Below are 13,787 nucleotides of genomic sequence, written 5' to 3' on the forward strand. Positions count from 1 at the left end.
TTCGCGGACGCCCGCCGGGCACGCCAGGGCCGAGGGGAGGGCCAGTGAGCAGGAAACCCGAACTGAAGGGGAGGGCGGCCCGGCTGGCCAATCTCTTCCCGCCCGGCAGCGGTCGTGGTCAGGCTGCCCGGGCCCCGTTCGTCCTTCTCGTCGTCGTGCTCCTCGGCGGTGGCCTCATCGGGCTCCTGGTGCTGAACTCCGCGCTGAGCGAGGGCTCGTTCCAGCTGGACGACCTGAAGGAGCAGACGAAGGAGCTCACCGACGAGGAGCAGGCCCTCCAACGGGACATCGACGCCTACTCGGCCCCCCGCGCCCTCGAGCGCCGCGCCCGCGAGCTGGGCATGGTGCCCGGCGGAGACCCCGCCTTCCTCGCGCCCGACGGCACCGTCAAGGGCTCGCCCAGCCCCGCTCCCGCCCCGGCCACTCCACTGGTCCTCGCCCCCGAGGCGCTCACGGCACCGCCCAGCACCGCGTCCCCCGGTACCGGGACGCCCGGCCCCACCGCCGCGGCGACGCCCACTTCGACCCCGACCCCCGGCAGGTGACGGAAGTGTCCGACAGGGAACCGCCGCGCCGCCGCGTGCCCGGACCCGCGAGGCCCGTCCGCCCCGACGGACGGCGGCAGCCCGGTCCCGGTGCCCGGTCCGCCCGCCGACCGGGACCGCCCCGGCCGGGCGCGCCCGGCACCATCCGGCTGGGCAGCCCCCGCCCGCGCCTGCGCATGATCGGCCTCGCGCTGACCCTCGTGATGACCGCCTTCGTCGTACGGCTGCTCCAGGTGCAGGCCGTCGACGCCGGCACGTACACCGCCAAGGCCGAGCGAAACCGCTACGTCGTCCACACCCTGCCCGCCGAGCGCGGCGGCATCACCGACCGCAACGGCGTGGCCCTCGCGACCACCGTGGACTCCTACGACATCACCGCCGACCCCACGATGTTCACCCGTGAGCAGCTGAAGGTCGGCGACGGGCCCGAGCAGGCCGCCGCGCTCCTCGCGCCGATCCTCGGCGAGGAACAGGAGGACCTGGTCGAGCAGCTCCGCCCCGAGAACAAGGAGCTCCGCTACGTCCGCCTCGCCCGCCGGCAGACCCCACAGGTCTGGAGTCAGATCAAGGACCTGAGGACCGCGCTCACCAAGAAGTCGGAGACGGACAAGTCCGTGGTCAACGTCCTCGCGGGCGTCTTCGCCGACCCCAGCAGCAAGCGCGTGTACCCGGGCGGCGACCTCGCCGCCGGCATCCTGGGCTGGGTCGGCGCGGACGGCAAGGGCGGCGGGGGCCTGGAACGGCAGCTGAACAAGACGCTGGCCGGCGAGGACGGCAAGATCCGCTACGCCCAGTCCGGTGGCCGCCAGGTGCCCACCGCCGGTTCCACCGAGACGCCGGCCGTGCCCGGCAGCGACGTCGAGCTCACCATCGACCGCGACATCCAGTGGGCCGCGCAGCACGCCATCAGCGAGCAGGTGGAGAAGTCCAAGGCGGACGGCGGCTACGTCATCGTCCAGGACACCGCCACCGGCGAGATCCTCGCCATGGCCAACTCGCCGGGCTTCGACCCGGGCGACCTCGCCCACGCCGACCCGGACGCGCTGGGCAACGCGGCCCTGCAGGACGCCTTCGAGCCCGGTTCCACCGCCAAGGTGATGTCGATGGCGGCCGTACTGGAGGAGAACGTCGCCACCCCGGGCACCCACATCACCGTCCCCAACCGGCTCAAGCGCGGCGACCGGCTCTTCAAGGACGACGTCGACCACCCGACCTGGTACCTCACGCTCAACGGCGTGCTGGCCAAGTCGAGCAACATCGGCACCATCATGGCCACCGGCGAGCTCGGCAAGACGCAGGCCCAGGCCAACAAGGTGCTCTACGACTACCTGCGCAAGTTCGGCCTCGGCAGCTACAGCGGGCTCGGCTTCCCCGGCGAGACCAAGGGGATCCTCGCACCGCCGGACCAGTGGTCGACCTCGCAGCAGTACACGATCCCTTTCGGCCAGGGCGTCTCCATCAACGCGCTCCAGGCGGCCTCCGTGTACTCGACCATCGCCAACGGCGGCGTCCGCGTCGAACCCACGCTCGTGCGCGGCACCAAGGAGGACGACGGACGCTTCACCCCGGCCCCCGAGCCCGAGAAGACCCGCGTGATCAGTGAGAAGACCGCGGAGACCCTCTCGCGGATGCTGGAGTCCGTGGTCGACGACGAGGAGGGCACCGGCACCAAGGCGCGCATCCCCGGCTACCGCGTCGCGGGCAAGACCGGCACGGCCAACCGAGTGGATCCCGCCACCGGACAGTACAAGGGGTACACCTCGTCCTTCGCCGGGTTCGCCCCCGCCGACAAGCCTCGTGTCACCGTCTACTGCGCCATCCAGAACGCGACGGAGGGCAGCTACTTCGGCGGCCAGATCTGCGGCCCCATCTACAAGCAGGTCATGGAGTTCGCCCTGAAGACCCTCCAGGTCCCGCCGACCGGGGCCGCCCCCGCGAACCTCCCGGTCACCTTCAAACCCTGATCCCGTCGAGCCGGTACCGAGCCGGCCCCGACGCAGCACCGAGCCACCAGGAACCACCCGTGACTACGATCACCCCCGATCCCGGGAACCAGAGCAGCGGCCGCCCCTCACTTCGCCGGGAGGCCACTGCGCCCGGTACGCTCACCGCCGTGCCACACGCTGATCAGTCCCAAACCACCCAGAAGGGCCACCCCGTGACCTACCCGGGACCGCCCCGGCCGGTGCGGATCTCCGCCACACCCCTCGCGGAACTCGCCGACCAGCTGGGTGTCACCGCACCGGACAGCACCACCGCCACCGGAGTCACGGGCATCACCCACGACTCGCGCGCCGTCCGCCCCGGTGACCTGTACGCCGCCCTCCCCGGAGCCCGCGCCCACGGCGCCGACTTCGTCACCCAGGCCGCCGGCCTCGGCGCCGCCGCCGTGCTGACCGACCCGGCCGGCGCGGAGCGCGTCGCCGCCACCGGTCTGCCGGCGCTCGTCGTCGACGACCCGCGCGCGCGGATGGGTGAACTGGCGGCCACCATCTACGGCCACCCCGGCCGGGACCTGCTCCAGATCGGCATCACCGGCACCTCCGGCAAGACCACCACCGCCTACCTCGTCGAGGGCGGTCTGCGCACGGCGAAGTCCACCGGCCTGATCGGCACGGTCGAGATGCGCATCGGCGACGAGCGCATCAAGTCCGAGCGGACCACGCCCGAGGCCACCGACCTGCAGGCCCTGTTCGCGGTGATGCGCGAGCGCGGCACCGAGGCGGTCGCCATGGAGGTCTCCAGCCACGCCCTGGTGCTCGGCCGCGTCGACGCCTGCGTCTTCGACATCGCGGTCTTCACCAACCTCAGCCCGGAGCACATGGAGTTCCACTCCGGCATGGAGGACTACTTCCAGGCAAAGGCCCAGCTCTTCACGCCCGAACGCAGCGAACTCGGCGTGGTCAACGTCGACGACGAGTACGGGCGGCGGCTCGCCGACGAGGCCACCGTCCCGGTCGTCACCTACTCCGCCGAGGGCCATCCGGACGCCGACTGGCGCGCCGACGAGGTCGAGGTCGGCCCGCTGGACTCGACGTTCACCGTGCTCGGTCCCAAGGGCGAGCGGATCGCCGCCAAGTCGCCGCTGGCCGGGCCGTTCAACGTGGCGAACACCCTCGCCGCGATCGTCGCCCTCGCCGCTGCCGGCCTCGACCCGCAGTCCGCCGCCGACGGCATCGCGGCCGTCCCGGGCGTGCCGGGCCGCCTGGAGCGCGTGGACGAAGGCCAGCCGTACCTCGCTGTGGTCGACTACGCCCACAAGACCGACGCCGTCGAGTCCGTCCTGCGCGCCCTGCGCAAGGTGACCGAGGGCAAGCTGCACGCCGTGCTCGGCTGCGGCGGCGACCGGGACACCACCAAGCGGGAGCCGATGGGCGCCGCCGTGGCCCGGTTCGCCGACACCGCCGTACTGACCTCCGACAACCCCCGCTCCGAAGACCCCCTCGCGATCCTCGCCACCATGCTCCAGGGCTCGGCCTCCGTGCCCGCCCACGAGCGCGGCGAGGTCCAGGTCTTCGAGGACCGGGCCGCGGCCATCGCCGCCGCCGTCGCCCGGGCCGAGCCCGGCGACACCGTGCTGGTCGCGGGCAAGGGCCATGAGCAGGGCCAGGACATCGCCGGAGTGGTCCGTCCCTTCGACGACCGCCAGGTGCTGCGCGAAGCCATCCAGAAGACCCATCAGGGATGAGATCCCGAATGATCCAGCTGATCCAGGGGACGAACTTGTGATCACCCTCTCTCTCGCCGAGATCGCAGAAGTCGTCGGCGGGCGGATGCACGACATACCGGACGCGTCCGCGCAGGTCACCGGGCCCGTCGTCCGGGATTCCCGGGAAGCGGGACCCGGCAGCCTCTTCGTCGCCTTCGTCGGCGAGCGGGTGGACGGCCACGACTTCGCGTCGGCGGTCGTCGAGGCGGGCGCGGCGGCCGTGCTCGGCTCCCGCCCCGTCGGCGTGCCCGCGATCGTCGTGGACGACGTCCAGGCCGCCCTGGGCGCCCTCGCCCGTCACGTCGTACGCCGTCTCGGCACCACTCTCGTGGCCCTCACCGGGTCCGCCGGCAAGACCAGCACCAAGGACCTGATCGCCCAGGTACTGCGTCGCATGGCGCCCACGGTCTTCACACCCGGCTCCATGAACAACGAGGTCGGGCTGCCGCTCACCGCGCTCACCGCCACCGAGGAGACCAAGTTCCTCGTGCTGGAGATGGGCGCCCGCGGCATCGGCCACATCCGCTACCTCTGCGAGCTGACCCCGCCGAAGGTCGGCCTGGTCCTCAACGTCGGCTCCGCGCACATCGGCGAGTTCGGCGGCCGGGACCAGATCGCCCAGGCCAAGGGCGAACTCGTCGAGGCGCTGCTGCCGGCCGAGGAGGGCGGCACCGCGATCCTCAACGCGGACGACGCCCTCGTACGCGCCATGGCCTCCCGAACGAAGGCGAAGGTGATCCTTTTCGGAGAGTCCGACGAAGCGGACGTTCGGGCCGAGAACGTGCGACTCACGGACAGCGGACAGCCTTCCTTCAGGCTTCACACACCCTCCGGTGCAAGCGATGTGACCATGCGCCTGTACGGTGAGCACCACGTGTCGAACGCGCTCGCCGCGGCCGCCGTCGCCCACGAGTTGGGCATGTCCGCAGACGAGATCGCCACCGCGCTCTCCGAGGCGGGCTCCCTCTCCCGCTGGCGGATGGAGGTCACCGAGCGCCCGGACGGCGTGACGGTCGTCAACGACGCCTACAACGCGAACCCCGAGTCCATGAAGGCCGCACTGCGTGCGCTCGTCGCCATGGGAAAGGGGCGTCGTACGTGGGCGGTGCTCGGCAAGATGGCCGAGCTCGGGGACGAGGCGCTCGCCGAGCACGACGCGGTCGGACGGCTCGCCGTTCGGCTCAACGTCAGCAAGCTCGTCGCGGTCGGGGGCAGGGAAGCCCGCTGGCTGCAACTGGGCGCATACAACGAGGGTTCGTGGGGTGAGGAGTCGGTGCACGTGTCCGACGCACAGGCGGCGGTCGACCTGTTGCGCAGCGAGTTGCGCCCGGGGGACGTCGTGCTCGTGAAGGCGTCCCGTTCGGTGGGTCTGGAGAGCGTCGCCTCGGCGCTGCTCGAGACCGGCGCCGAGGGTGAGGTCGCCGCCCGATGATGAAGCAGATCCTGTTCGCGGGAGTCATCGGCCTCTTCCTGACGCTGGTCGGCACGCCGCTGCTGATCAAGCTCCTGGCCCGCAAGGGCTACGGCCAGTACATCCGCGACGACGGCCCGCGCGAGCACGCCAGCAAGCGCGGTACGCCGACCATGGGTGGTATCGCCTTCATCCTGGCGACCGTCGCCGCCTACTTCCTCGCCAAGGTGATCACCAGTTACCTGGACCCGGAGGCGGACGCGGCGCCGACCTTCTCGGGCCTGCTGGTGCTCGGCCTGATGGTGGGCATGGGCCTGGTCGGCTTCCTCGACGACTACATCAAGATCGTGAAGAGGCGGTCGCTGGGCCTGCGGGCCAAGGCGAAGATGGCCGGCCAGCTCATCGTCGGCATCGCCTTCGCGGTGCTCTCGCTCCAGTTCGCGGACAACCGCGGCAACACCCCGGCCTCCACCAAGCTGTCGTTCATCACCGACTTCGGCTGGTCGATCGGCCCGGTGCTGTTCGTCATCTGGGCGCTGTTCATGATCCTCGCGATGTCGAACGGCGTGAACCTGACCGACGGTCTGGACGGCCTGGCCACCGGCGCCTCCGTCCTGGTCTTCGGCGCCTACACCTTCATCGGCGTCTGGCAGTTCCAGGAGTCCTGCGCCAACGCGCTGACCCTGACCAACCCGGGCGCCTGCTACGAGGTGAGAGACCCCCTCGACCTCGCGGTGGTCTCCTCCGCGCTGATGGGCGCCTGCCTCGGCTTCCTGTGGTGGAACACCTCGCCGGCCAAGATCTTCATGGGCGACACCGGTTCGCTCGCGCTCGGCGGTGTCCTCGCGGGTCTGGCGATCTGCTCGCGCACCGAGCTGCTGATGGCCATCCTCGGCGGTCTGTTCGTCCTGATCACCATGTCGGTGGTCATCCAGGTCGGATCCTTCCGCCTCACCGGCAAGCGCGTCTTCAGAATGGCGCCACTTCAGCACCACTTCGAACTCAAAGGCTGGTCCGAGGTCCTTGTCGTGGTCCGTTTCTGGATCATCCAGGGCATCTGTGTGATCGTCGGACTGGGCCTCTTCTACGCGGGATGGGCAGCGGACAAGTGACCGACTCCTCGGTGCCCTTCGAATTCCAGGGCAAGCACGTCACCGTCGCCGGACTCGGCGTGTCCGGGGTCCCGGCGGCCAAGGTCCTGCACGGCCTCGGCGCTCGCGTGACCGTCGTCAACGACGGCGCGGACGACCGCGCGCGGGCGCAGGCGGCCGAGTTGGAGGCGCTCGGCATCACCGTGCGCCTCGGCGACGGCGACACGCTGCCCGACGGCACCGAGCTGATCGTCACGGCGCCCGGCTGGAAGCCCACCAAGCCACTGTTCACGGCGGCCGGGCAGGCCGGCGTCCCGGTCTGGGGCGACGTCGAACTGGCCTGGCGCCTGCGCCGCCCCGACTCCGCGCCCTGGCTCGCGGTCACCGGCACCAACGGCAAGACCACCACCGTCCAGATGCTCGCGTCGATCCTGGAGGCGGCCGGTCTGCGCACCGCCGCAGTCGGCAACATCGGCGTCTCGCTGCTGGACGCGGTCACCGGCGACGAGGAGTACGACGTCCTCGCGGTGGAGCTGTCCAGCTACCAGCTCCACTGGGCGCCCTCCCTGCGCGCCCACTCGGCCGCCGTCCTCAACCTGGCCCCCGACCACCTCGACTGGCACGGCTCGATGGAGGCGTACGCCGCCGACAAGGGCCGCATCTACGAGGGCAATCGCGTCGCCTGCGTCTACAACGTCGCCGACAAGGCCACCGAGGACCTGGTCCGCGAGGCCGACGTCGAGGAGGGCTGCCGGGCCGTCGGCTTCACCCTCGGCTCCCCGGCGCCCTCCCAACTCGGCGTCGTGGACGGCATCCTGGTCGACCGGGCCTTCGTCGAGAACCGGCACAAGAACGCCCAGGAGCTCGCCGAGGTCTCCGACGTCAACCCGCCGGCCCCGCACAACATCGGCAACGCCCTCGCGGCGGCGGCCCTCGCCCGTGCCTTCGGCGTCCCCGCCACGGCCGTACGGGACGGACTGCGCGCCTTCACGCCCGACGCCCACCGCATCGCGCACGTCGCCGACGTCGACGGGGTGGCGTACGTGGACGACTCCAAGGCCACCAACACCCACGCCGCCGAGGCATCCCTGGCCGCGTACGAGTCGATCGTGTGGATCGCCGGCGGGCTGGCCAAGGGCGCGACCTTCGACGAGCTGGTCGCGGGTGCGGCGAAGCGGCTGCGCGGCGCCGTCCTCATCGGCGCCGACCGCGCCCTGATCCGTGAAGCCCTGGCGCGACACGCCCCCGAAGTACCCGTGGTCGACCTCGACCGGACCGACACTGGTGCGATGCTCCAGGCCGTCCAGGAGGCCCGGCGACTCGCCCGGCCCGGCGACACGGTGCTGCTGGCCCCGGCCTGTGCCTCCATGGACATGTTCACCAACTACAACAAGCGCGGCGACGCGTTCGCACAGGCCGTTCGCGAACTCGGCGCCTGACCCGGCCGCCTCCTGCGCCGGGTGACCTCGGGAGGACGCGTGGGACGGTCCATGCCGACGTACAGCGGAGGCAGCGATGCCCGGTAGTCCCCAGAGCCGTACCGGACGTGCGCCCGTACAGCGGGCCGTCAAGCGCCCCACCGCGCCGGGGCCGGAGCACGAGAACCCCGTGCTCCGGCTGTACCACCGCCTCCGCCGTGCCTGGGACCGGCCGCTGACCGCCTACTACCTGTTCTCCGGCGCCGGTGCGCTGATCACCGTGCTCGGCCTGATCATGGTCTACTCGGCCTCCCAGATCACCGCGCTCCAGCTCTCGCTGCCGGGGTCGTACTTCTTCCGCAAGCAGTTCCTGGCCGCGCTGATCGGCGCCGGGCTGCTGGTGGCCGCCATGAGGATGCCGGTGAAACTGCACCGCGCGCTCGCCTACCCGATCCTCGCCGGTGCCGTCTGCCTGCTGATCCTGGTGCAGGTGCCCGGGATAGGAGTCGCGGTCAACGGCAACCAGAACTGGATTGAGCTCGGCGGCTCCTTCCAGATCCAGCCCAGCGAGTTCGGCAAGCTCGCCCTGGTGCTGTGGGGCGCGGACCTGCTGGCCCGCAAGCAGGACAAGAAGCTGCTGACGCAGTGGAAGCACATGCTGGTGCCGCTGGTGCCGGCCGCGTTCATGCTGCTCGGGCTGATCATGATCGGCGGCGACATGGGTACGGCGATCATCCTGACCGCGATCCTGTTCGGCCTGCTGTGGCTGGCCGGCGCGCCCACCCGGCTGTTCGCGGGCGTGCTGTCGATCGCCCTCCTGCTCGGCTTCATCCTCATCAAGACGAGCCCGAACCGCATGGCCCGGCTGAACTGCCTCGGCGCCACCGACCCCGGCCCCGGCGACGCCTGCTGGCAGGCCGTGCACGGCATCTATGCCCTCGCCTCGGGCGGACTGTTCGGTTCCGGACTTGGTGCCAGTGTGGAGAAATGGGGCCAACTCCCCGAAGCGCACACCGACTTCATCTTCGCCGTCACAGGTGAGGAACTGGGCCTGGCGGGGACGCTGTCGGTGCTCGCCCTCTTCGCGGCTCTAGGCTATGCGGGTATCCGCGTGGCCGGACGCACGGAGGACCCGTTCGTGAGGTATGCCGCGGGAGGCGTGACCACCTGGATCACGGCCCAGGCCGTGATCAACATCGGTGCGGTCCTCGGACTGCTGCCGATCGCCGGTGTCCCCCTCCCGCTGTTCTCCTACGGAGGTTCCGCCCTGCTCCCGACCATGTTCGCCATCGGTCTGCTCATCGCCTTCGCGCGAGACGAACCCGGTGCGCGGGCGGCGCTTGCGCTGCGGCAACCTCGCTTTGGTAGAAAGCGGGGGGCCAGGGGTCCCGCGGCCAAGCGGAGCCCCCGGAGTTGGAACACGATGCGACGGCGCGCCTCGAAGGCGCGCTCGTCCGGAGAGCGGTGAATTTCGGTGCATGTCGTACTCGCCGGCGGAGGAACCGCGGGCCACATCGAGCCCGCGCTCGCCCTCGCGGACGCCCTGCGCAGGCAGGATCCGACCGTGGGCATCACGGCCCTGGGCACGGAACGCGGCCTCGAGACCCGGCTCGTACCCGAGCGCGGGTACGAACTGGCGCTGATCCCGGCCGTACCGCTGCCACGCAAGCCCACCCCCGAGCTGATCACCGTTCCGGGCCGGCTGCGCGGCACCATCAAGGCGACCGAGCAGATCCTGGAACGCACCAAGGCGGACGCCGTGGTGGGTTTCGGCGGCTACGTCGCCCTGCCCGGCTACCTCGCGGCCAAGCGGCTCGGCGTCCCGATCGTCATCCACGAGGCCAACGCCCGCCCCGGCCTGGCCAACAAGATCGGTTCGCGGTACGCGGCCCAGGTCGCCGTCTCCACGCCCGACAGCAAGCTGCGCAACTCCCGCTACATCGGCATCCCGCTGCGCCGCTCCATCGCCACTCTCGACCGGGCCGCCGCCCGCCCGGAGGCCCGCGCGATGTTCGGGCTCGACCCCAACCTGCCCACGCTGCTGGTCACCGGCGGCTCGCAGGGTGCCCGCCGCCTCAACGAGGTGGTCCAGCAGGTCGCGCCCTGGCTCCAGCAGGCCGGCATCCAGATCCTGCACGCGGTCGGCCCGAAGAACGAACTGCCGCAGGTCCAACAGATGCCGGGAATGCCCCCGTACATCCCGGTAAGTTACCTGGACCGGATGGACCTCGCCTACGCCGCGGCCGACATGATGCTCTGCCGCGCGGGCGCGATGACCGTCGCCGAACTCTCCGCCGTCGGACTCCCGGCCGCCTACGTCCCGCTGCCCATCGGCAACGGCGAACAGCGGCTCAACGCCCAGCCGGTGGTCAAGGCCGGCGGCGGCCTGCTGGTCGACGACGCGGACCTCACCCCCGAGTGGGTGCAGCACAACGTCCTGCCCGTGCTCGCCGACCCGCACAAGCTGTACGAGATGTCCCGCGCCGCTGCCGAGTTCGGCCGCCGGGACGCCGACGACCTGCTCGTCGGCATGGTGTACGAGGCGATCGCCGCCCGTGCACACCGCTAGGGACGCATGACGGAGGGCAGGGAGCGTGGCCGGACCGACCACCGCCGAGCGCGGTGAACGCCAGCAGGAGTCGTCCGGCCCGCCCCGGACCCGGCGGGTGCGCCCGCCCCGCCTCCGTACGGTCGTCATCGTGGCCGCCGCCCTCGCGGTCCTCGCGGGCGGCACCGTCTGGCTGCTCTACGCCTCGAACTGGACGCGTGTGGAACGCGTGTCGGTCTCCGGGACGCGTGTTCTGACGCCGGCGCAGGTGCGCGAGGCGGCAGACGTGCCCGTCGGGGACCCGCTCGTCTCCGTGGACACCGGGGCGATCGAGGCCCGGCTCGCCCGGAAACTGCTCCGCATCGACGAGGTTCGCGTAGAGCGTTCCTGGCCGCACGGAATCAGCCTGAAAGTGACGGAGCGTACTCCGGTTCTCATTGTTCAAAAGGGTCGAAAGTTCGTGGAAGTGGACGATGGAGGCGTCCGTTTCGCCACGGTTTCCCGCGCCCCCAAAGGTGTGCCCACGCTTCAATTGAACCCCGACCGTTCCGGTTCCGCCGCGGCGAGTCTGCGCCGCTTCGACGACGACCGCCTCGCGCGGGAAGCGGTACGGGTGGCCGGCCGCCTCCCGCGCGCGGTCGCCGAGGACACACGGGTCGTCAAGGTCCGTTCGTACGACGACATCTCATTGGAGTTGAGCGGCGACCGGACCGTGGTCTGGGGGAGCGCAGAGCAGGGTGAGCGGAAGGCCCGGGCGCTCACCGCGTTGATGAAAGCGGCACCGGACGCGCGGCACTTCGACGTGAGCGTCCCCACCGCGCCCGCGTCATCGAAGAGTTGACGGGTATACGTGCAGGCCAGCACCCTGGTTGGGCAGTGCTACGCCTGATCACATAGGGTGAAAAGAAAAACGGGAGGTTCGGCGTGTTCGTTGAACGTGCGCCACTTGTCGACTTAGTGTCCTGTTCAGAAGACTCCAAGGAACGGACACACTGGTAACCCTAAACTTCAGCGTTAGGGTTCGGGTCGGCGCTACGGACCGTCCCAATCGGCATCAGTCGTCGGTCGCGGGGCACAGTGCTCCGGGATTCGGCGACACGTAACTCGAGGCGAGAGGCCTTCGACGTGGCAGCACCGCAGAACTACCTCGCAGTCATCAAAGTCATCGGTGTCGGCGGCGGTGGTGTCAATGCCATCAACCGGATGATCGAGGTCGGTCTCAAGGGCGTCGAGTTCATCGCCATCAACACCGACGCGCAAGCTCTGTTGATGAGCGACGCCGACGTCAAGCTCGACGTCGGCCGCGAACTCACCCGCGGACTCGGCGCCGGAGCCAACCCGGCCGTCGGCCGCAAGGCCGCCGAGGACCACCGCGAGGAGATCGAGGAGGTCCTCAAGGGGGCCGACATGGTCTTCGTGACGGCCGGTGAAGGCGGCGGCACCGGCACCGGCGGCGCGCCCGTCGTGGCCAACATCGCACGCTCGCTGGGCGCCCTCACCATCGGCGTGGTCACTCGCCCGTTCACCTTCGAGGGACGGCGCCGGGCCAACCAGGCCGAGGACGGCATCGCCGAGCTCCGCGAAGAGGTCGACACCCTCATCGTCATCCCCAACGACCGGCTGCTGTCCATCTCGGACCGCCAGGTCAGCGTGCTCGACGCCTTCAAGTCCGCCGACCAGGTGCTGCTGTCCGGTGTGCAGGGCATCACCGACCTGATCACCACGCCCGGCCTGATCAACCTGGACTTCGCCGACGTGAAGTCGGTCATGTCCGAGGCCGGTTCGGCCCTCATGGGCATCGGCTCGGCCCGCGGCGACGACCGCGCGGTGGCCGCCGCCGAGATGGCGATCTCCTCGCCGCTGCTGGAGGCGTCCATCGACGGCGCCCGGGGGGTGCTCCTCTCCATCTCCGGTGGCTCCGACCTCGGCCTCTTCGAGATCAACGAGGCTGCCCAGCTGGTCAGCGAGGCCGCCCACCCCGAGGCCAACATCATTTTCGGCGCGGTCATCGACGACGCTCTCGGCGACGAGGTGCGGGTCACCGTGATCGCGGCCGGCTTCGACGGCGGTCAGCCGCCGTCCAAGCAGCGGGACAACGTCCTCGGCGCCTCCTCCTCGGCCAAGCGCGAGGAACCCACCCCGGTACGGCAGCCCGAGAACCGCCCGTCCTTCGGCTCGCTCGGCAGCGTCAAGCCGAAGGAGGAGCCGGAGCCGGCCCCCGCGCCGGAGCCGGTGAGCGACCTGCCGCAGGTCGCCCCGCCGCCGGTCCCGCCGTCCCGCACCTACTCGGACAGCGCGGCCGAGGAACTGGACGTGCCGGACTTCCTGAAGTGATAGGACAGCGCGACACCGTGAACGGCGCGCACTTCGGCTTCACCGACCGGTGGGGCGGAGTGAGCGCCGTTCCGTACGAGGAGCTCAATCTCGGTGGCGCGGTCGGCGACGACCCCGCCGCCGTCACGGCCAACCGGGACCTAGCGGCCAAGTCGCTGGGCGTCGACCCTGCCCGGGTGGTCTGGATGAACCAGGTGCACGGTGCCGACGTCGCCGTGGTCGACGGTCCCTGGGGGGACGGCCCGGTCCCGCGCGTCGACGCGATCGTCACCGCCGAACGCGGTCTCGCCCTCGCCGTCCTCACCGCCGACTGCGTGCCCGTCCTGCTGGCCGACCCGGCCGTCGGTGTCGTCGCCGCGGCCCACGCGGGTCGGCCCGGCCTGGTCGCCGGGGTCGTCCCCGCCGCAGTACGGGCCATGACGGAACTCGGCGCCGACCCCGCCCGGATCACCGCCCGTACCGGACCCGCCGTGTGCGGCCGGTGCTACGAGGTGCCCGAGGACATGCGCGCCGAGGTGGCCGCCGTCGAACCGGCGGCGTACGCCGAGACGAGCTGGGGCACACCGGCGGTCGACGTGAGCGCCGGCGTGCACGCACAGCTCGAACGCCTCGGGGTGCGCGACCGGGCGCAGTCGCCGGTGTGCACGCTGGAGTCGAAGGACCACTTCTCGTACCGACGCGACCGCACGACCGGGCGGCTCGCGGGCTATGTCTGGCTGGACTGATGGGGC

Annotated in this window: 11 protein-coding genes; all 11 read left to right on the plus strand. The window is 71.0% G+C overall.

The genetic code is table 11. The features are described from left to right. Window positions 1-44 precede the first annotated feature (44 nt). The 11 genes from ftsL (at window position 45) to pgeF (ending at window position 13,781) form a co-directional block, all read left to right on the plus strand. A complete protein-coding gene (gene ftsL / locus IE142_RS26015) occupies window positions 45-545 on the plus strand; it encodes a cell division protein FtsL (protein WP_191888000.1) in 501 nt (166 codons plus the stop codon). Further along, window positions 542-2,509 (plus strand): peptidoglycan D,D-transpeptidase FtsI family protein, encoded by a 1,968-nt coding sequence (locus IE142_RS26020; RefSeq protein WP_191888001.1) that lies wholly within the window; start codon window positions 542-544, stop codon window positions 2,507-2,509. The genes ftsL and IE142_RS26020 overlap by 4 nt, the downstream gene beginning before the upstream one ends. Window positions 2,510-2,703: 194 nt before the next feature. After that, window positions 2,704-4,233, plus strand: a complete 1,530-nt coding sequence (locus tag IE142_RS26025; protein WP_191888083.1) for a UDP-N-acetylmuramoyl-L-alanyl-D-glutamate--2,6-diaminopimelate ligase — start codon at window positions 2,704-2,706, stop codon at window positions 4,231-4,233. A 37-nt stretch (window positions 4,234-4,270) separates the two neighbouring features. Next, window positions 4,271-5,686, plus strand: coding sequence for a UDP-N-acetylmuramoyl-tripeptide--D-alanyl-D-alanine ligase (locus tag IE142_RS26030; protein ID WP_191888002.1), 1,416 nt, complete (start codon window positions 4,271-4,273; stop codon window positions 5,684-5,686). After that, on the plus strand, window positions 5,686-6,777 hold the full coding sequence (gene mraY, locus IE142_RS26035) for a phospho-N-acetylmuramoyl-pentapeptide-transferase (RefSeq protein WP_019327998.1): 1,092 nt from the start codon (window positions 5,686-5,688) through the stop codon (window positions 6,775-6,777). Before IE142_RS26030 ends, mraY begins: the two co-directional genes overlap by 1 nt. 11 nt (window positions 6,778-6,788) lie before the next feature. Continuing rightward, window positions 6,789-8,195 (plus strand): UDP-N-acetylmuramoyl-L-alanine--D-glutamate ligase, encoded by a 1,407-nt coding sequence (gene murD / locus IE142_RS26040; protein ID WP_191888084.1) that lies wholly within the window; start codon window positions 6,789-6,791, stop codon window positions 8,193-8,195. Window positions 8,196-8,271: 76 nt separating this feature from the next. Further along, window positions 8,272-9,642, plus strand: a complete 1,371-nt coding sequence (ftsW, locus tag IE142_RS26045) for a putative lipid II flippase FtsW (protein ID WP_191888003.1) — start codon at window positions 8,272-8,274, stop codon at window positions 9,640-9,642. A 6-nt stretch (window positions 9,643-9,648) separates the two neighbouring features. Continuing rightward, window positions 9,649-10,743 (plus strand): undecaprenyldiphospho-muramoylpentapeptide beta-N-acetylglucosaminyltransferase, encoded by a 1,095-nt coding sequence (murG, locus tag IE142_RS26050; protein ID WP_191888004.1) that lies wholly within the window; start codon window positions 9,649-9,651, stop codon window positions 10,741-10,743. A 25-nt stretch (window positions 10,744-10,768) separates the two neighbouring features. Beyond that, window positions 10,769-11,563: a cell division protein FtsQ gene (gene ftsQ, locus IE142_RS26055; RefSeq protein WP_191888005.1), complete on the plus strand. Its 795-nt coding sequence runs from the start codon at window positions 10,769-10,771 to the stop codon at window positions 11,561-11,563. A 284-nt stretch (window positions 11,564-11,847) separates the two neighbouring features. Continuing rightward, window positions 11,848-13,056, plus strand: a complete 1,209-nt coding sequence (gene ftsZ, locus IE142_RS26060; RefSeq protein WP_043373968.1) for a cell division protein FtsZ — start codon at window positions 11,848-11,850, stop codon at window positions 13,054-13,056. Then, a complete protein-coding gene (gene pgeF, locus IE142_RS26065) occupies window positions 13,053-13,781 on the plus strand; it encodes a peptidoglycan editing factor PgeF (RefSeq protein WP_191888006.1) in 729 nt (242 codons plus the stop codon). Before ftsZ ends, pgeF begins: the two co-directional genes overlap by 4 nt. Window positions 13,782-13,787 lie beyond the last annotated feature (6 nt).

It is taken from the genome of Streptomyces mutabilis, assembly GCF_014649815.1.
GTDB classification, from domain to species: Bacteria; Actinomycetota; Actinomycetes; order Streptomycetales; family Streptomycetaceae; genus Streptomyces; species Streptomyces mutabilis.

Excerpts from the sequence above, each read along its gene's own strand:
- ftsW (WP_191888003.1), top strand. The coding sequence starts at position 8,272 with ATGCCCGGTAGTCCCCAGAGCCGTACCGGACGTGCGCCCGTACAGCGG.
- mraY (WP_019327998.1), top strand. The coding sequence starts at position 5,686 with ATGAAGCAGATCCTGTTCGCGGGAGTCATCGGCCTCTTCCTGACGCTG.